At 49.7% G+C, this 17,642-nt stretch carries 29 protein-coding genes and 1 tRNA gene; 24 read left to right on the top strand and 6 right to left on the bottom strand.

Annotation, left to right across the window (positions count from 1 at the left end; all coding sequences use genetic code 11):
* Positions 1-26: 26 nt before the first annotated feature.
* The 6 genes from A8O23_RS12720 to A8O23_RS12695 all read right to left on the bottom strand — a co-directional run bounded on the left by A8O23_RS12720 (position 27) and on the right by A8O23_RS12695 (position 3,068).
* The gene (locus tag A8O23_RS12720) at positions 27-227 is read right to left on the bottom strand and encodes a hypothetical protein (protein ID WP_066621776.1); all 201 of its coding nucleotides are present in this window, start codon (positions 225-227) and stop codon (positions 27-29) included.
* A gap of 32 nt (positions 228-259) precedes the next feature.
* Complete coding sequence (locus A8O23_RS12715; RefSeq protein ID WP_153042193.1) at positions 260-613, bottom strand: hypothetical protein; 354 nt, start codon at positions 611-613, stop codon at positions 260-262.
* Positions 613-978, bottom strand: coding sequence for a DUF4236 domain-containing protein (locus A8O23_RS12710; RefSeq protein WP_066621770.1), 366 nt, complete (start codon positions 976-978; stop codon positions 613-615). Before A8O23_RS12710 ends, A8O23_RS12715 begins: the two co-directional genes overlap by 1 nt.
* Positions 979-1,186: 208 nt before the next feature.
* Positions 1,187-1,777: a hypothetical protein gene (locus A8O23_RS12705; RefSeq protein WP_066621768.1), complete on the bottom strand. Its 591-nt coding sequence runs from the start codon at positions 1,775-1,777 to the stop codon at positions 1,187-1,189.
* A gap of 11 nt (positions 1,778-1,788) precedes the next feature.
* Positions 1,789-2,154 carry a DUF4359 domain-containing protein gene (locus A8O23_RS12700; RefSeq protein WP_066621762.1) on the bottom strand — a complete coding sequence of 122 codons (366 nt, stop codon included), beginning with the start codon at positions 2,152-2,154 and terminating at the stop codon, positions 1,789-1,791.
* An 80-nt stretch (positions 2,155-2,234) separates the two neighbouring features.
* A complete protein-coding gene (locus A8O23_RS12695; protein WP_066621760.1) occupies positions 2,235-3,068 on the bottom strand; it encodes a S24 family peptidase in 834 nt (277 codons plus the stop codon).
* A gap of 110 nt (positions 3,069-3,178) precedes the next feature.
* Between A8O23_RS12695 and A8O23_RS12690 the strand changes: the two genes are divergently transcribed.
* The 24 genes from A8O23_RS12690 to A8O23_RS12575 all read left to right on the top strand — a co-directional run bounded on the left by A8O23_RS12690 (position 3,179) and on the right by A8O23_RS12575 (position 17,635).
* Entirely contained in the window at positions 3,179-3,457 is a 279-nt protein-coding gene (locus tag A8O23_RS12690; protein ID WP_066621758.1) for a hypothetical protein, read from the top strand.
* A 2-nt stretch (positions 3,458-3,459) separates the two neighbouring features.
* Positions 3,460-3,807, top strand: a complete 348-nt coding sequence (locus tag A8O23_RS12685) for a hypothetical protein (protein WP_066621756.1) — start codon at positions 3,460-3,462, stop codon at positions 3,805-3,807.
* 67 nt (positions 3,808-3,874) lie between these two features.
* On the top strand, positions 3,875-4,279 hold the full coding sequence (locus A8O23_RS12680) for a hypothetical protein (RefSeq protein ID WP_066621754.1): 405 nt from the start codon (positions 3,875-3,877) through the stop codon (positions 4,277-4,279).
* Positions 4,280-4,305: 26 nt separating this feature from the next.
* Entirely contained in the window at positions 4,306-4,632 is a 327-nt protein-coding gene (locus tag A8O23_RS12675) for a hypothetical protein (protein WP_066621752.1), read from the top strand.
* A complete protein-coding gene (locus tag A8O23_RS12670) occupies positions 4,629-4,904 on the top strand; it encodes a hypothetical protein (RefSeq protein WP_066621750.1) in 276 nt (91 codons plus the stop codon). The genes A8O23_RS12675 and A8O23_RS12670 overlap by 4 nt, the downstream gene beginning before the upstream one ends.
* A 115-nt stretch (positions 4,905-5,019) precedes the next feature.
* Entirely contained in the window at positions 5,020-6,153 is a 1,134-nt protein-coding gene (locus A8O23_RS12665; protein WP_066621748.1) for an AAA family ATPase, read from the top strand.
* Positions 6,154-6,203: 50 nt separating this feature from the next.
* Complete coding sequence (locus A8O23_RS12660; protein ID WP_082883030.1) at positions 6,204-7,235, top strand: helix-turn-helix domain-containing protein; 1,032 nt, start codon at positions 6,204-6,206, stop codon at positions 7,233-7,235.
* A complete protein-coding gene (locus tag A8O23_RS12655; RefSeq protein ID WP_161486734.1) occupies positions 7,204-7,830 on the top strand; it encodes a hypothetical protein in 627 nt (208 codons plus the stop codon). The genes A8O23_RS12660 and A8O23_RS12655 overlap by 32 nt, the downstream gene beginning before the upstream one ends.
* Before the next feature lie 167 nt (positions 7,831-7,997).
* The gene (locus tag A8O23_RS21750; RefSeq protein WP_066621739.1) at positions 7,998-9,131 is read left to right on the top strand and encodes a DNA cytosine methyltransferase; all 1,134 of its coding nucleotides are present in this window, start codon (positions 7,998-8,000) and stop codon (positions 9,129-9,131) included.
* Entirely contained in the window at positions 9,128-9,349 is a 222-nt protein-coding gene (locus A8O23_RS12645; protein ID WP_066621734.1) for a hypothetical protein, read from the top strand. Before A8O23_RS21750 ends, A8O23_RS12645 begins: the two co-directional genes overlap by 4 nt.
* Positions 9,318-10,049, top strand: a complete 732-nt coding sequence (locus A8O23_RS12640) for an HNH endonuclease signature motif containing protein (RefSeq protein WP_082883029.1) — start codon at positions 9,318-9,320, stop codon at positions 10,047-10,049. The genes A8O23_RS12645 and A8O23_RS12640 overlap by 32 nt, the downstream gene beginning before the upstream one ends.
* Positions 10,046-10,429 (top strand): hypothetical protein, encoded by a 384-nt coding sequence (locus A8O23_RS12635; RefSeq protein WP_066621732.1) that lies wholly within the window; start codon positions 10,046-10,048, stop codon positions 10,427-10,429. Before A8O23_RS12640 ends, A8O23_RS12635 begins: the two co-directional genes overlap by 4 nt.
* A gap of 33 nt (positions 10,430-10,462) precedes the next feature.
* Positions 10,463-10,645 carry a hypothetical protein gene (locus A8O23_RS21445; protein WP_153042191.1) on the top strand — a complete coding sequence of 61 codons (183 nt, stop codon included), beginning with the start codon at positions 10,463-10,465 and terminating at the stop codon, positions 10,643-10,645.
* Positions 10,646-10,658: 13 nt separating this feature from the next.
* Positions 10,659-10,847, top strand: a complete 189-nt coding sequence (locus A8O23_RS12625) for a hypothetical protein (protein WP_153042190.1) — start codon at positions 10,659-10,661, stop codon at positions 10,845-10,847.
* Between the two features lie 2 nt (positions 10,848-10,849).
* Positions 10,850-11,266: a YopX family protein gene (locus tag A8O23_RS12620; RefSeq protein WP_066621728.1), complete on the top strand. Its 417-nt coding sequence runs from the start codon at positions 10,850-10,852 to the stop codon at positions 11,264-11,266.
* A gap of 122 nt (positions 11,267-11,388) precedes the next feature.
* Positions 11,389-11,562: a hypothetical protein gene (locus A8O23_RS21605; protein WP_161486733.1), complete on the top strand. Its 174-nt coding sequence runs from the start codon at positions 11,389-11,391 to the stop codon at positions 11,560-11,562.
* A 56-nt stretch (positions 11,563-11,618) separates the two neighbouring features.
* On the top strand, positions 11,619-12,008 hold the full coding sequence (locus A8O23_RS12610) for a hypothetical protein (protein ID WP_153042189.1): 390 nt from the start codon (positions 11,619-11,621) through the stop codon (positions 12,006-12,008).
* Between the two features lie 108 nt (positions 12,009-12,116).
* Positions 12,117-12,836 carry a DNA methyltransferase gene (locus A8O23_RS12605; RefSeq protein WP_066621723.1) on the top strand — a complete coding sequence of 240 codons (720 nt, stop codon included), beginning with the start codon at positions 12,117-12,119 and terminating at the stop codon, positions 12,834-12,836.
* Positions 12,837-12,989: 153 nt separating this feature from the next.
* A complete protein-coding gene (locus tag A8O23_RS21600) occupies positions 12,990-13,166 on the top strand; it encodes a hypothetical protein (protein ID WP_161486732.1) in 177 nt (58 codons plus the stop codon).
* A 223-nt stretch (positions 13,167-13,389) separates the two neighbouring features.
* Positions 13,390-13,462, top strand: a tRNA-Met gene (locus A8O23_RS12600).
* A gap of 490 nt (positions 13,463-13,952) precedes the next feature.
* Positions 13,953-14,258: a hypothetical protein gene (locus tag A8O23_RS12590; protein ID WP_066621719.1), complete on the top strand. Its 306-nt coding sequence runs from the start codon at positions 13,953-13,955 to the stop codon at positions 14,256-14,258.
* A 30-nt stretch (positions 14,259-14,288) separates the two neighbouring features.
* Positions 14,289-14,777: a terminase small subunit gene (locus tag A8O23_RS12585; RefSeq protein WP_066621718.1), complete on the top strand. Its 489-nt coding sequence runs from the start codon at positions 14,289-14,291 to the stop codon at positions 14,775-14,777.
* The gene (locus A8O23_RS12580) at positions 14,752-16,266 is read left to right on the top strand and encodes a terminase large subunit (protein WP_153042188.1); all 1,515 of its coding nucleotides are present in this window, start codon (positions 14,752-14,754) and stop codon (positions 16,264-16,266) included. The genes A8O23_RS12585 and A8O23_RS12580 overlap by 26 nt, the downstream gene beginning before the upstream one ends.
* A 1-nt stretch (position 16,267) precedes the next feature.
* Positions 16,268-17,635: a phage portal protein gene (locus A8O23_RS12575; protein ID WP_066621716.1), complete on the top strand. Its 1,368-nt coding sequence runs from the start codon at positions 16,268-16,270 to the stop codon at positions 17,633-17,635.
* Positions 17,636-17,642 lie beyond the last annotated feature (7 nt).

The following is a 17,642-nucleotide window of genomic DNA, read 5'->3' as shown; positions in this document are numbered from 1 at the left end:
CCCCGCCCGACCAGCGGGGTTTTCTTTTACCTCTTCACGGCTTTCACTCCATAGTACACTAACCCACCCCCCGCAAAAGCTAGGGTAAGCCCCGATATAAGGAAACCTGTGTTTGTTTCGCTGCCGCCTGCAATCATGTAGCCGATGCAGTAACCCAAAAGCCCGAGGCCTAGGACTAAGACTACATAGCCCAGTATAACTTTACCGTTTACTTTTGATTTTTCCATAATAAAGCCATCTATTGTATATCTCTCTCCCCCTACCTACACCAAGCCTCCCCCAGGAGGATTCCGTAGGCGTTGTCTTTGGCGGGGTCGTTATGGGAGCCGACCTTTACCACCTTTACTCTGGATACTGTTGTGCTGCTGTCCTTCATAAGCTGGCACAGATACTCGGCGTAACCGTCTCTTCTAGTGCCATCATCTTTCACACCTACATACAGAACATCAGCATCCGTTACGGTGGCATCGAGCACCTTAAGCTCTGCCTTGACTATTCGCAGGGCTCTTTCCTTCTCCTGCTCTTCGCTCAGTCCAGACTCATTGGCACCGGAAGATTGGCAGGATGTGAACAATGGCAGCAGTGAAAAGGATAATAGCAGTAGCTTTTTCATTAGGGGTTATTTAGTGTGTTTGTATTGATTTTCTCTTCTTGGTTCATTTTATATTTATAGTACATTCTTGCCGTTAGGTGGTAAACCTCTACAATTACCCATTTGGCAAATAATAGTAGGTTCCAGGCCACAACAACAGCCGCAATAGCCACTCCTAAAATAAGCATCACCAAGGCTGCGTTGCCGCTTTTCGACCTGCCGAATCCAGAGCGGAAAGACAGGCCGGGTATGCCGGTGCGTATTGAGAATCCTTTAGGGCTAACAGCGCCATACTTGGTTCTGTAGCTAGGGGAAATGCCTGAGCCGCTCACGTTTAAACCTAAGCCCTTGTTTCCTCCTATTCGTTTGCTGTACCTTAATCCCATGGCCTAGCATTTACAGTCTGCTCTATCCACGTATGTTTTATTGTTGTTGCTATTGATGTAATAGCAGCCGCCTTGAGGGCCTAAATAGAGCTGTGCGCCTCCGGCATGGTATCCACATGGTTTATCACCTGTTGATGCTTCTTCATCTGAGCCACTACACGAAAGGATTGCCAATAATAAAAAGGGAAGTAAGAGCTTTTTCATATTATTATTTTTTACCGTATAAAACTTTACCTCCCTCATAAGAGCGAGCTATACTATCCATTTCATCCCAGGCTTTTTTTAGTGCACCAAATTCTCGATACTCAATAAACCCTTTGTTATTTGTAGCAAAACCTGAGATTTGATAATCTGCTGCATCATAGGTCCCTGTTATTATAATTTTTGTCTTATCCCCCGCAGTGATTGAGATATTCAAAATTAAGGCGTCAATAAAACCTTTTGTTGGTCTTTCTCCAGTTGTAATGGTGCCGAAATCTTTGTTAGAATTAGCTATTGGCCAACCAGAATCCGCTAACAATCTACCCATTTTCATGTAAGCCACCTCGGCAGCATCTGTAGTCTCAATATAGATTGCATTGTCTTTACTTTCAGGTGAAGTCTTTGGAGCCACGTAATAGCGATCCAAGCTAGACTTTGACATTGAAGACTTGCCGCTTTCAGTAATGAATTGAATTCGTTCTCTGCCCACGTCTGTAATAGTAACAGCATACTTTGTACCACCCTTTACATAGAGTGTGTCAGATTGGGCGAAGGCTCCGAAGGGCAGGAGCAAGAGGGGGAGTAGTAGCTTTTTCATAATGAGATTAGTTATTGTCCTAAGTCAGCGTTCTTTACTTCGTCAAAGATGAACACATTACCAAGCAGGCCATACCCAATTACCTTTTCTTTCCCCTCCCAAGTCGCTTTAGTTAAAGAGAACAACACATAACTATCGGTGCTAATTGCGTTATCAATCATCTTATCTACAAACGCAAGCCCTAGTGTTGTGCCAATTGCATTCCCTACTTGCTCAAAAGTGTCTTCGCTTTCTGCAGTTTCCGTTGCTATCTCTTCAAGATTCATCTTTTGGGTAAGCATTTGCTTGACCTCTGCTTTGTGAGTCTCTATGGAAGGGTTGGTGGCTGCGAACAATACTAAGACGATGCCTATTAATAAGAGTACTTTTGTGTTCATTTGAATAAGTTTAAAGGGTTTAAAATATTTAATTGTATTATATCTCTTTTCGATTCGGTAAAACACCCGAGAACGTAGGACTATTTCTTTAACTGCTTTTTAAGTCCGTCCATTTCTCTTTTCAGGTTGAATATATCGGCCTCCATGTTGCTCATCTTCACACGCCACTCATAGCGCACGTTAGGGAATTTATTGATCAGGCCGTCTGTAACATGCCACAGCTGCAATACTTCCTCCTTTGGCACCGGGAAACCGCTGTAGGACTCGTTGTCTGACATTAGATATAGGTTTCCTTCAAAAAGGCGGTTAAGAACTCTCTTTATATATACATGGTCTTTGGTAACGACCACATGGATATACCCCTCTTTTATATTGCCTAGATGCCAGTCATCAACATACCTACCTAAGACAGCTGCCTTGTGGTGCAGCGTGGGCTCCATGCTGTCACCGAATACCTCAAAGGCTCTGTATGTGCCGTAGGTGGTGTCTATGTGTGGAATCTTTAGGGTGGGTAGGTTTTTATAGAACTCTGGCTCCTGTAGCAGCGTGGGGTAGCCGCCTTGCGCCTTGGTGTCTACCAGCACAATATTCTCTTCCCCTTGGTCATTTACCGTCACCATCAGAGGCAGGTCGCTCTGGCTGTGCTTTATTTCAACATGAGCTCTGCTTTCATCACCTTTCTTTATAGGCTCTTCGCCTCTCATTAGCCATTCAGACCTGATTTCAGGGAATGTGTCTAAAATTTTAGACAACACTTCATAACCTGGCTTACCTAGTTTCTTGTCAGGGTTCTTATCGCTAGGCATGTAAGTAGCTAATAACCCTCTTGATATGCCTATTTTCTCGGCAAACTGGCTATCAATACCACCTGCCTGAGTTTCAACTAAAAATTTAAGTCTTTGATTAATAGACATATAGATAAAACACGTAAAAAAATTAGAATTATTTTGTACTAAATGCTTGACACCTCGTACTAAATAATATACCTTTACATCATAATAATAACAACAGAGCAATATAACAGATGGAAACCAAGGAGACAAACACAAGGCCTGTCCGTGAGCTGATGCCAGACGGGTACCTAAACCTTGTCGCTCAGGAGAGCGGCATGAGTAACCCAAACATCAGCAACGTGGTGAACAACGAGAAGAGGACTTCTTTTATCTGGCCAATCGTGGAGCGGCTGGCGAAGGAGACTGACGCGAAGGCTTACGAGAAGCGGATGAAGTTTCTGGCCAAGCGTGACAAAGCCCAGAAAGCCCTGAAGGAAGCAACCAGAACCCAACACCAAAACGCCGCATAGCTATGGAAAATAGATTCACCCCTGGCCCTTGGCATGTAGGATATGCAAGCCCCGAATCTAAAGAAAACTGCACCCTTGCGGTTTGGCAAAAAGAAGCACTCGATAGCGGTTTCGGCAGTGTGATCTGTAAAGTTTCTCCTGAATTGACCGCAAATGTAACAGACGAGGCCAACGCAAGATTGATAGCTGCCGCACCTGAATTACTTGAGGCATTAGAAGAGTTATCTGGGTTGATGCAAGGTGTTATTGAAGGAGATTATCAGCCTGATTCTTTCACGCTTCAACTTGCTAAGCAAGCTTATTACAAAGCCACTGGCAATTCTTTAGAACCAAGAAAAGTAGGGGAGTAGCAGCGGAGAAACCCGCCATGTTCCCCTTAACGCAGAGCAAATACAAAGGTTACAATTCCACAAAGAAATGATGCAAGCGCAGATATACCAGGAAGACGGCAGGCTCTATTTCCAGATGGAGATCAAGTCTTTCCCCACCGAGCCCGAGATACTGGATCTGACCAGACAGGCGGTGCGGGAGTTAGCCGAGGCCAAGTACCGTCAGGTGCTGAAGGAGGTAGCTGAGAACGCTTCTTTCCTCACCGTGAAGGAGGTGGCCGAGCTGATGCGCAAGAAGACCACCGAGCCCGTCTACAACCTCATGGAGCTGCCCAAGGGTCACCCGAGAAGGCTCAAGCATGTGTACCACGAGGACAAGCGCTACTGGCTGGTCACCCTAGAGGAGCTGAAGAGATGGGCAAGGGAGAACTCAGAGGAGGGGATAGAGCAGCACATCAGAAGATTCGAGAAGTCAGCAAAGAACAGGAAATAAACAATTCACACTTAAACGTCAAAACCATGTACCAAAACACTACCCCAGTTATCGCCGCCACCGCCGGCACCATCACCCACAACCGCTGGACCATCAGCCCCGAGAAGGAAAACGAGCTTGACGAATATCTGGCCCAGCTGAAGAGAGACGCCATCGAATACATGGTCAACCACCCGATCACGCCCAGCAACCTCTACGAGGTGGAGGGCCGCATCCAGAAAGAGGCGAGAGATGTGCAGCGCGCCCTTGACTCAGGCCATGCCTACAAGATGACCTTCGAGCTGCACGACCTGGTGGTGAAGAGCGCCTGCCTTAAAATCAACTCCAAGCACCTAATGACCATTGAAAGATGAACCAGCCAATCACAGCACATGAACTAGCCTTGCGGGTGTACGAGGTATTCGGCGCCGAACCGGGCTACAGATACCACTCCGCCGACACCTGTTCCGCCAGTGACGAGAAAAGCGGCCCCTACAGCACCGTGAGCATCTGCGTGAAGATCGGGGAGAAGATGTACTGCGCCGGACCTATCCTTTCCACTGTGTCGCAGCAGGATGCCATAGAGAGGGCTTTCCATGACCTGAACAAGAAAGTATTCCTGAAGCTATACAAAGCAGCAGCATGAGAACGCGCCAGATCATCACCAACCCCATTGCCTACACGGGCAAGTGGGAGCAGCTAAGGGCTTACCTCGCCAAAATGAAGACAGTAGTACCCATCACCTTTGAAAGAATCTGATTATGCAATTAAGAAAAGCAACCCGCAAACAAGCCAAGCTGAGAATAGGCCTTTCCGCCCCTTCAGGCTTCGGTAAAACATACAGCGCACTATTGATGGCCTATGGCATCACCTCCGACTGGTCTAAGATCGCCATCATTGACACGGAGAACGGTTCAGGCGAACTGTACTCACACCTAGGTGAATACAACGCGCTGCCACTGGAGGCTCCCTATAGCCCCGAGAGATACATACAGGCTATCAAAGCCTGCGAGGAGGCTGGCATGGAGGTAATCATCATTGACTCTATCTCGCATGAGTGGGAGGGCAAAGGCGGCTGCCTTGAGATTCAGGAAAAACTGGGAGGCAAATATCAGGATTGGGCAAAGGTAACACCGCGCCACCAGGCTTTCATAGAGTCCATCCTTACCAGCAAGTGCCATGTCATCACCACAGTGCGCCGGAAACAGGACTACAGCATGGTACAGGAGGGTAACAAGATGAAGGTAGAGAAAGCAGGCCTTAAGGAAGTAACCAGAGAGGGCTTTGAGTACGAGCTTACCCTGAACCTTGAGATCATCAACGACAAACACCTTGCACGTGCCTCCAAAGACAGAACAGGTCTTTTTGTAGACAAGCCTGAGCAGGTGCTGACAGTGGAAAGCGGCAAGATGCTGAGAGAGTGGGCAGAGTCAGGTGTTGACGTTGCCGCATTGGAGGCAGCGGAAAGAGAAAAGTTAGACAGCCTGCGAAAAGAGCTTATCGAGAAGGTTGACCTGAACCTTGAGTGCTTCGGTGAGGAACTGGCGGAGAAGTCAAAGCGCGCCATCAATAATATGTCGGTAGAGGCTTACCCTGAATGGCTGGAGAGAATCAACAACAAGATAGCCCAGTGCGAGCTTGAGCGTCAGAAACAGGAGGAAAGCCAAGAGGCGCCAGCTGAAATGCAGGTTTCTGCTGAACCTGTAAAAATGGCTACCACCCTCCACAAAGAGAAGATCCTCAAGGCTCTTAACAACCCAGCCATCCCCCGCCAGCGCAAGACAAAGGAACTGCTACGGATTAACGTGCTGACTTATCAAGAAGCGGAAAGCCTCATTGTTGAGCTAAGGGAGCTTATTGAGAAGATAGAGGCGGATCAAGAGGCGGCGGCATAACAGCCCCGCCTACAACAACCGATTCAAGAACGCAGCATAGGAGAGATACAATGGCAAGCGAAAACGGACTATGGATACCAGACAGTATTTGGGAAATAGAGGGGCTTTCCTTTATGCAGAAGGGGTTTGTGGCTGCCATTGACTCACTGGACAATGACCGCGGCTGCTTCGCCTCCAACGGGTACTTCTCTGAGAAGTTCGGCGTGACCAAAGACAGGGCCAGCAAGATCATCCAGGAGCTGAAGGAGCTGGGCATACTGTCGGTGCAGATAAACAAGGGCGCAGGGTACGAAAGAGTGATCAAAGTTATCAGCCTATCTGTGAAAACACCTATAGGTGAAAAAGCAGATAGCTCTATGCCTCAGCACATAGAGGGTATAGGTGAAAAAGCAGATACCCTATCTGCCTCCACGCAGATAGCTATAGGTGAAAAAGCAGAACAGATAATACAGTTAAAGAAAAGAGATATAACAAAGGTTATAACAAAGGGAGAAGGCGCATGCGCGCACACCGCCCCCTCTGACTCTGATTCCCTAAACGACCCCAAAAAAGAGGCCCCCCAGTTGCGCGGCACCCCCCAAAGCAAAGCGACCCAAAAGGCGCAGCAGACAAAGGCGGCGCGGGCGGCAGACGAGGCCACCGAAATCATCTACCCCTTCGACACGCCGGACTTCCGGCTTTGGTGGGGGCACTGGCTGGACCACCGAACCATCAAGGGCTGCGCCTACGCCTCCAAAAAGTCAGAGCAGACGGCGCTTCACCAACTGGCCCAGTTCAGCGAGGGGTTCTGCATTGAGCTGATACAGACGAGCATCGCCAGCGGATGGCAGGGGTTGATTTTCCCGAGAACGAAAGACGATTACAAGAAATACCTAAAGCGGCAGGAAAATGATGAACATGTTAACAACGGCGGAGGAACAGCGGCAGGTGGCTTTGACATGGGCCAATACGCAAGAATGGTTGCAAGTTCTAGCGCAAACCCAGAGCGGTACAAAGGAGCAAATGCAGCAGGCCAAAATGCAGCTGGCGCGCAAGCAGATGAGCCTCACCATGGCTCAGGCTATTGGCGGCACTCAGGTTAGCAGGCTAAAGAAGCAGGACGAGGACATGCTGCTGATGTGCATGGGTATTCTGATCGCCTCCCTCTGCGAGTCGCTGAACCTGTCCAAGGCCATGAATACCCTGCAGACCTATGAAGCCGCCTGCCTGCTTGTGGGCAAGTTCTGGCAGCTGAAGCTGGAGGAGTTCGTGTTCATCTTCAGGGAGGGCAAGACGGGAAGGTACGGGCAGATATTCAACCGCATGGATGTGCAGGTGCTCTCCGACTGGTGCGAGAAGTACCTGAGCAGCGAGTCTAGGGCGGAGTACTTCGAGAGGAAGAACAGCCAGTACAAAACCTCCGAGAAGGAGCCAATTACCCTTGAGATGGCGCAGCGGCTGTCCACCTACTTCAAGCATGTGGAGGCTAAGCCGGTAAAGACGCCGCTCGAGGCCAAGCCGCCAACTTACGAGGATTGGGTGAAGGACTTCACCGCCAACGCAGAACAGTTCACCATTTCGGAACTGAGGGCATGGAGAAAGGAAGGGGAGAAGCAGGGGCGCAAAGACATAGTAGAAATCACAGAACGCATCTTGAACGACTATGAGACAGGCAAACGCACATACCCCGGCACCTGACACCTGCCACCTACTGGACAAGCTGGTGAAGATCCTACGCAGGGCCAATGACGAGGAGCTGCCGGAGTACCTGAGCCACTACTAGAAAAGCACGTCAGACTTCGCGCCCACGGCAAGGGCGGCAGTCCAGGCGGAAATCAACGCAAGACACGAAAACGAAAGACAGCATGAGCGGAATGACACACGGTAGCCTCTTCTCAGGTATAGGCGGCTTTGACTTAGCCGCTGAGTGGATGGGGTGGGAGAACGTCTTTCACTGCGAGTGGAATGAGTTCGGACAGAAGATACTAAAACATTATTGGCCTAATGCTACAAGCTACACAGATATTACCAAGACAGACTTCACTGTTCACCGAGGAGCCATTGATGTGCTCACAGGGGGGTTCCCCTGCCAGCCATACTCCCTCGCAGGTAAGCGGCTCGGAAAGGAAGATGACCGCCACCTCTGGCCGGAAATGCTTAGAGCAATTCGGGAAATTCAGCCAACATGGGTCGTGGGCGAGAACGTTTTCGGCCTTATTAATTGGAATGGAGGGCTGGTATTCCACGAAGTGCAGGCTGACCTGGAAGCTGAGGGGTACGAAGTACAACCGTATGTTCTTCCAGCTTGCGCCGTCAACGCCCCGCACCGAAGGGACAGGGTATGGTTTGTGGCCTACTCCAAGAGCAACCGAGATAGACAGGAGCGAATCTGCAATAGGCTGCAAGGGAATGAATGTGATAGCTGCGAACGGGAAAGAGTGGGGAATAAATGTAGCCACTGCTGCCAAGATGTGGCTACTGCCCACATCTACCACAATGGACAGCATGGCACCCAAGACAGACAAAGCCATCCTGAAGGAAATGACGGTGACAAGGCCAGGGCGAACACAGTTGAGCAATCTCAGGGATGTGGTAGTGAGGCAACCAGAATTATTGCCGACCCCACAGGCAAGGGATTGGCGCTCACCCGACAAGCCGGAAAGCGGGAATTTCAACAGGAAGATGGAGAAGGGGTGGTCAATAGATCTCAACAGTTTGGCGCCACTACTACCAACACCAATGGCATCGGATTGCGGGGAGAAGGTTACGGGACTGGAGAATCAGGGCAGCCTAACAAAGAGAGCCCGGGCAATTACTGGCAAGACTTCCCAACTCAACCCCCGGTTTGTTCTGGAGATGATGGGCTTCCCACCGGATTGGACGGAATTACCTTTTCTAAGTGGCGAAACGAATCCATCAAAGCAGGGGGAAACGCCATAGTGCCCCAGGTGGCCTACCAGATATTCAAAGCAATCAACCAACTAAGCCAAGCCTCATGACCACCCCAAAAAGCCCACTGGAGCAGGCCTTAGAGGAACTGCGCAACGAATACCCAACTCTAGATCCAGCCCAATATCACTACAACTGGCTTAAGATCGGCGTGCTGAAGGGGCTGGAGATGGCAAAGCGGCAAGCTGCCGTGAAAGGCTACCAAGGATTAGACGGACACCCTTACATGGAAGAGTATGAGCAAGAGAAAGAAAATGATTTGGACTGATGCGGCGGTCTCCTATCTGGTTGAGCATTACCCCAACCAGCCCACCGAGAAGATAGCCCAACACCTTCGCCGCCCTTTAAGCAGCGTGTACAACAAGGCGGCGTCAATGGAGCTGAAGAAAAGCGAGGAGTACCTGAGCAGCCCCCTGTCAGGGAGACTGTCAAAAGACCACCAAAGAGGCGGGGTGACCAGATTCAAGAAAGGCCAGCCTGCTTGGAACAAGGGAATGAAAGGGCTTGACCTGAGCGGGGGCAAGGGGCAGTTTCAGAAAGGCAACAAACCCCACAACACCAAAAAGGATGGCGACAGGTCTATCCGCAAAGACAAAAACGGAATAAGCTACGTGCATGTCAGGGTGGCAAAGGGGAAGTGGGTGCATGAGCACCGCCTGCTGTGGGAAGCGGAGAACGGACCTATCCCAAAGGGGATGATGCTGCGCTGCAGAGACGGAGACCAGACCAATACCGCCCCCTCCAACTGGTACCCTGTCAATAGGGCGGAACACGCGAGGCTGAACCACAACCCCGAGAAAGCCTACCTGAACGGCCCCTTCCATAACCTAAGCGACAACTACGTGGCCACCATGATCACGATGAAGGAGCCGCACCTGAAAGAGGAAGTCAAAAAGCAACCTGAGCTGCTGGAAGTAGCCAGACTTAACATGAAACTGAAGCGAGAACTTAAAAAACAGGCGCAATGAAAGGATTAGAGAAAATAGCGCAGATGGTGGGCAAGTCCTACATGTACTGCAAAGAAGTGTATGCCATCAAAGGTTTTATACCTGAGGAAAGGGGTGTTCGGATAAAGACGGACCACAAAGACATCTTTCTTTTAGAAGACGATTTGCCAAGCCGGCTTCAGCTTTTCCTGCCAACAGATGAAACGCGCGCAGAGATACAGGTAATGCCCCAGACAAACGCATTAGGCCAGATTAGGGGTGTGCTTATGGAGACGCTGGAAAAGGTGCAGAAAGACAAAGACTATGTGCCTCAGGCCTCGCAGATCAACAAGACGGCTACTGCCCTTACCAACCTGATGAAAACGGAATTGGAGTTCCTGAAGCTGATGAAGAAAGCCTAAACCAAAACAGCAAACAAATAAAGCAGCATAGATATGGAAATTAAAGGATACAGCTTAGCAAAGAAACTGAATTGGATTTCCCTTGCCCTTACATCTATCACTATTGGAGTGCAATACTTCCAAAGCGGAGAGGTGGACGTGAAGTTAATTTTTGCAGGTGCTTTCTTCTGCGCAAGCATGGGACTGATTGCCTGGTGCGAACGCAATTATCAATAACCAAAAGAAGACCATGAACCCACAACTGACCCTAGGCCTCACGGCGGCAGAGCAGCGTGACGCCACGCTGATAGCGGCCAACTACCCGAACTACCTGCCGAAAACCGACTACGGCCACTGGCTCCAGATGCAGCAGAAGCCCAAGACGCACACGCCGTCCATCCCCCTGAAACCCAACTCAACCGCACGGATAAGTGAATAGATATGAAAACAAGAGAGATAAAATTTAGAGCGTGGGCAGAGCATGAGCGCCAAATGTATCTACCAGAATATACCGATGAAGAAAACTTCTACATATCCGCAGAAGGTGAGGTGAAATATCTAGCTGAATATGGGCTATATGAAAGGAGTACATCAAAAGAATTCCGCAAGGATTGGCACTTGATGCAATTCACTGGTCTGCACGATAAGAATGGTGTAGAGGTTTACGAGGGGGATATGGTGCAATTTGTTAATGGTAATCGAGGTCAAGTGGTGTTTGGTGAATTTAATGCCATGATGGGCTTCTATGTTAAGATTATGATTCCTTCAGGTGCTAACCATATTCCACATCCTGTGTTTCTTGAACAAGACGATGAAGTAATCGGCAATATATACCAACATCCTGATCTGCTATTATGAAAACCCCAGCCCTCGCCCTGCCCCTGATCGCCTGCGGATGGCAGCAGGTAGACCGATACACCAGACTATGCGGTTTCAGGATACCAGAGCCGCCCCTGTACCGCTCGCCGCACTCGGGTAAGGTGTTTCCCTTATCGGAGGCCTTACGTCGCCACAGAGCCCGCCAAATCGCCATTATCGCGGGTGCCGCCATGATGCACGTGGTAGCAAGGAAGGTATTGCGCCACATCGAGCTCTACAGGGCACGCATGGAGAGGGAGCAGGCAGAACGGGTAGAGAAAGCAATGTTTGTTTGACCAGTAACGAAAGAGAGATGATCTACATCGGAATAGACCCCGGCTCCACCACTGGAATGGGTATCTGGCACTCAAGGGAAAAACAGCTAAAGCTACACCAGTTCACCGGTATGTACGAGGCCATGCAATACCTTGACCACTTCGTGCAGGCAAGGGAGAGAAAAGGCGAGGAGGTGCACGTCATCATCGAGGACGCAAGGCTGGTGAAGGGCAACCGGTTCTTCGCCCACCAGAACAGCAGCCGCAAAGACCAGGGCGTGGGTTCGGTGAAGGGAGCCAGCAAGGAATGGCAGCGATTCTGCGAGTATCTAGGCCTCTCCTTTGAACTTAAACCGCCCACCAACACGAAGGTAACACCTGAGTATTTCGAGAGCCTGACGGGGCTTAAAACGAAGAAAACGGAAAGCCACAAAAGAGACGCCGGAATGCTTGTAATAGGGCGGTAAAAGTGTGGCGATAAAATGGTTGCCAAACCCATCAGAAAACGGGCAGGCGCCGCCGCAAAGGCGGAAATTGGAAATAGAAAAAGTGTGTAACGAAAAAGTAATGATACTATGAGTACAGCCAAACCGCCTCAGCACATTCAGATGCTGCATTTAGATAGAATGGCGCTTATGGCACGCTATCCAGACAAGTACTTCAACATTGCTTTTGTTGATCCTGAATATGGAATTGGTGAAGACGGAAAAAGCAACCACTCCAGAGGCTCACTTGCAACAGCAACCAAATTCACTCCTAAGCAATGGGATAGGGAACCGCCACCACAAGCCTACTTTGATGAACTGCAAAGAGTAAGTAAGCATCAAATTATCTGGGGAGGAAATTACTTTTCTGACAAACTGCCCCCTTCTGCAGGTTGGGTTATTTGGGATAAAGTGAATGGGTTAAGTGACCAAGCAGATTGCGAATTAGCCTGGACTTCCTTTGATATGGGCATTAGAATTTTCCGCTTCATGTGGGCTGGAATGAGGCAGGGCAAAAGCATCAGAGAAGGCCACGTGATGCAGGGGAATAAGAAGCTGAACGAGAAGCGCAGGCACCCGACCCAGAAACCAAGGGCACTCTATAAATGGATGTATGAGCGTTTTTGCAAACCCAATTTTAAAGTACTTGATACTGGTTTTGGTTCTGGAAATTCTGCCATAGAGGCGTTCTTTTTCCTTAATCCTGAATTGGGTGGCGAGTACGTGGGCTGCGATATTGATGAGGAATATTTCAACAACGCAGTAGCTGAATTTGAGAGTGCCACACAGCCGCTACCTCTCTTAGTATAAATAAAATCAAATGATTAAGAAGCTAAAAACATACGTCTGCAACTGGTGTGATTTAAAGCTGCCAGTAGAAAACATGGAGGTGTGCCCAAAGTGCAAGGGGCACCACTGCTGGAACTGCTATTGCGGTAATTGTAACAGAGATTAACTAATGATATGAGATACTCGCATGATGAATGGCTAGATAAGCAGGCAGCAGACTATTGGAGCTCCGGCAGTGAACCAGAGCAGGAACTCTGTACCTATTGTGATCTGCCCGCCACAATGATCCACGACCAAGAGCCTCTATGCGCCAGCTGCAAACAAGAGGAAGACGCAGAAAACCAGATGTGACTAAATGAAAGCTTAAAACGCCATACCCCCTCTCACCGCAAGCCTAGCCAATAACCTCTGGCGGGCTCTGCGGAGGGAAAGGAACAGGCGGCGGCTGAGTTGGAAATCCACGGGCAAAGAAAACGTTAAAGTTGTTGTATAATTCGGTAATATTTACGTAATTACTAGCTGTTGGTTAAAGCGTTAATTCAACCTAAGCAGGTCGGGTAAGAGCCTGTAACATCGTGCGGTAGAGCAGTGGTCAGCTCGCTAGCCTCATAAGCTAGAGGTCGGTAGTTCGAATCTACCCCGCGCAACACTTTTTAAACGTGGACGAAGTGAGAGCGACCTCCAGCGTCTTCAATGCAACGGACTAGCTATCCGGTTGGTGCACCAATGCAAGCGAGACGGCTGTAAAAAGCAGATTAGGCCAAGGGTGGTTCGTTCTACTCTTGGCCACTAACAGCAGGGAGAAGCCTTGCTGAGAAGAGGTTCGGCGGATAGTGTAGCGGTGCACAGGTGAGGTAGTCGCCATTAGGTAGACCCAACCCAAGAGCAGGTTCGACTCCTGCCCGACGTCAAAACCGGAAGCAGAAGGCTCCGGAACAGCATGCGCCGCATAGGTCGCGATACCGCCCCTTTGGTTAATCAGCATAAATGTGTTCAGCTAAGCTTGACAATTCATAATGCGAAAGGTAAAGTAAACTCCAGAGGCAAGCGGATTGTGCAGCGGCGCTATTTTATAGTTTAGGTTTGCTCAGGACGGGGTGGCGCATCGCTGCCCCTGCCGAGCGTAATGAATGAGGTATGATACACCCAGATGATGTGAAGTTTCAGTTTGTAAGTTCAATGGCATTGAAGCGGCAACACCATTCATTGTACAGAAACGATGAACTAGGTATTCAATGGGAGCAAATATCAAACAGAACCCCATGCGGCACAGGCATCACGAAAAGCAAGAGCTATTTCTTTATTGATAATGACGAGAGGGAGTTCTTAGACCTTGAGGCGTGTGTGGATGCCTATAATGATAAGTTTCAGTTTGAGGGCGAGAATCCTGACCATGAGGTTAAGTATGTGAAGGTTATTATGAAGCGCGATAAAGCGGCCTAACCCCCAACCCCACAGTAAGCAGTAGTTGAGATGGCAGCACCGAAGAAGAACAAGAACGCAGTTGGAAATGAAGGGGGGAGGCCTCCTATTTTTGCTTCACCAAAGGAGTTGCAATCGAAAATAGATGAATACTTTGAATACATCAAAGGCGATCTAAAAGAGGAGCGGGAGACAATTAACTCTAAGACCGGCGCAACGCAATATATCTTAATCTGGAATAGGGAGCCTGAGCCGGCCACTATCACAGGTTTAGCGTTGTTTTTAGGATTCGCAGACAGGCAAAGCCTTAATGACTATGAAGAGAAAATTGAGTTTTCTTTCATGATAAAAAAGGCCAGAACAAGAGTTGAGAACGGCTATGAGAAAGCCCTTCACGCCCAAAGCCCTACAGGTGCCATTTTCGCACTGAAGAACATGGGATGGAACGATAAGCAGCAAGTAGAGCATAGTGGAGGTATCATAACTAATCCAAAGGAGCTAAGTGACGAAGACCTTGCAAGAATCGCCGCCGAGGGTTAGCCCAGCACAAGCCGCAGCCGAGTTATTGGCGCGTAGACAGGCCCGCACTAACATGCAGGCCTTTGTGCTTTATACCAAGCCCGACTACGTGGTGAAGCCCTTCAATCATGAACTCTGCAAGAAGTTGGACGCCTTCGCCAGGGGCGAGATAAAGAAGCTAATCGTTACTATGCCGCCACAACACGGCAAGAGTGAGCTTACCACCCGCCGCTTCCCAGCCTATCTACTAGGCCGTAACCCTAAGCTTAAGATTGCTATCTGCTCGTATTCAGCCACCGTGGCAGAGAAGTTCAACCGCGACATACAGCGCATCATTGATAATGACTCTTACCACAAGATATTCCCCGACACCGTTCTGAATGAATCCAACGTGGTGAGCTCTGCGCAAGGTTCCTTCCTGCGCAACAGTGAGATATTCGAGACGGTAGGGCATGGCGGCTTTGTGAAGACCGTGGGTGTGGGCGGTTCCCTTACCTCCACGCCTGTGGACATTGGCATCATTGATGACCCGTTGAAGGATCGGAAAGAAGCCAAATCCATCACCGTGAGGGAAAGCGTTTGGGACTGGTACACGGACGTATTCGAGACACGCCTTCACAACGATAGCCAGCAGCTGATCATTATGACGCGTTGGGACCCTAGCGATCTGGTGGGGAAGGTGCTGAAGCGTGACAAAGACTGGCAGATAGTGAACTTCGAAGGCATCAAAACAGGGCCTAAGACCGATTATGACCAACGCGAGGTAGGAGAGGCGCTATTCCCTGAAAAGCACTCCTTAGAGAGGCTATTAGCCATTAAAGAGAGTAACCCCATCACGTTCAACAGCCTTTACCAGCAAGACCCGAAACCAAGCCTAGAGGCGTTGGTGTACCCGAACTGGAGGCAGATACAGGCTATGCCAGACCTGCAACCCACCTACGGCATGGACTTTGGCTTTACCAATGACCCTAGCACCCTGGTGGAGGTGATGAAGCAGAACCTCAAGATATTCACAAAGGAGGTGTTCTATGAGAAGGGGTTGACCAATAACGCCATCAAGAAGCGCACGCTCAACTACTTCCTTAGCACTGGCCGCAACCTGAAGTCTCTGATAGTAGGCGACAGCGCAGAGCCCAAGACCATAGCAGACCTGCAGGCGGAAACCATCTGCAGAGTGGAGCCAAACGACAAGCGCGACTTCCCGAACCTTACAGCCTATATCTTCAAAACGCATGAGGGTGAGTTCTATAAACTTGCGGGACTGAACATTGTTGGCGCGCACAAGCCACCAGGCAGCATCAACGCAGGGGTGGAGTACCTGAATGAGCATGAGGTATATGTAGAGGTGAATTCAGCCAACCTGTGGCAGGAGCGCAACAGCTACGAGTACATAATGATGAACGGCGTATCTACCAACGAGATTTACGACCGTAACAACCACGCGCTGGACCCGATTAGGTACGTGGTGAATACTGTTTACAGCAACAACAAACCCAACAACAACTGGTAACATGAACTTCCTAGAACGCACTAAAACACTATACCAAGCCGCTCTTCTGAGCTACGACCTGCCGATGGCGGTAAAGGCCTTGGGTAATACCTCGGTAACGGTCCAGCAGCTGAACGAGGCGCTTTACCAGTTCCATAACAAAGGACAGTTAATGGTGCCGGCCTATGACTCAGCAAAAAGCAGCAAGGCGTATGTAACTATTGACGATATTTACAGTATAGTCAACTACATCATCACCACCGCATCGCCAATCCCATGGCGCGTGATGGTAAGGCAGCCTGACGGCTCCGCAAAGGCAGAGAACGGCCCCCTTCAACACCTCATAGACAACCCCAACCCGCACCAAGGCAGAGAGCAGATAGTGGAGGCCCTTCTAGGGTATAAGCTGCTTAACGGCAATACTTACCTATGGGCGCCACGGTTAGAGGTGGGGGCTAATAAGGGCAAGGCAAAGGAAATGTACGTTCTGCCCGCCAACCGCACCAAGATCGTGTTTGGTAACGCCATTAACCCCGTCGGCGGCTATAAGCTTTCCTATACCAACTACTCCAAAGAAGACTTCAAGCCTGAGGACGTGCTGCACTCCAAGTACTTCAACCCTGACGTGGAGGAGTTCGGCGATATGTACGGGCTGAGCAAGCTACGTGCAGCCGCCAAGCGTATGGCCATAGCCGGTGAGATCGCCACCGCACAGGGCACCAGCTTCAAGAACATGGGCCCCAAAGGTGTATTGGCAAGAGACGGAGACGAGTTCACGGAAACTCAGGCAACCAACTTGGAAAAACGGTTCCGGCAGAAGTACATGGGAAGCCATAACGCCGGCGCGATACCAATGACCGGAGGCTCTGTTAAGTGGGTGCCGATGGGGTTAAGCCCTGTTGACCTGGATTTGATAGAATCCGAAAAATGGACGTTTGACAAACTCTGCAACGTGTTCAAGTTCCCGAGCCAGGTACTGAACAACGGGGGGGAGGGCACCACCTTCTCCAACAAGCTGGAGGCGAAGAAGATGCTGTACACGGACTGCATCATTCCCGAGCTGCAGAGCGTGATAGCCGATTTCAACCGTTGGCTCCCTATGTATTACGACCCGTCCGGAAACACTTATGTGGAGCTGGACACCTCCGGTATTTCAATCCTTCAGGAGGACAAGAAGGCGCAGGCGGAGATGCTGAACGCCGCGTGGTGGGTATCAGTGGACCGCAAGCAGGAGATATTGGGAGAAACAGTTGACCCTAAGTGGAAGGGCGTGTACATGGTGCCTATGAACATGGTGCCGGTCACTGATCCTTCTGACTTTACCCGTGCCACCGACATTGAGGAAGAGGTAAAACGACTGAAAGAGAAAGGCATATCCGATTACACATAACATAACC

Origin of the sequence: Rufibacter roseus, assembly GCF_001647285.1 — a bacterium.
GTDB lineage: Bacteria > Bacteroidota > Bacteroidia > Cytophagales > Hymenobacteraceae > Nibribacter > Nibribacter roseus.
The sequence above is the reverse complement of the archived record's forward strand: the minus strand, read 5'-3'. Positions and strand labels throughout refer to the sequence as shown.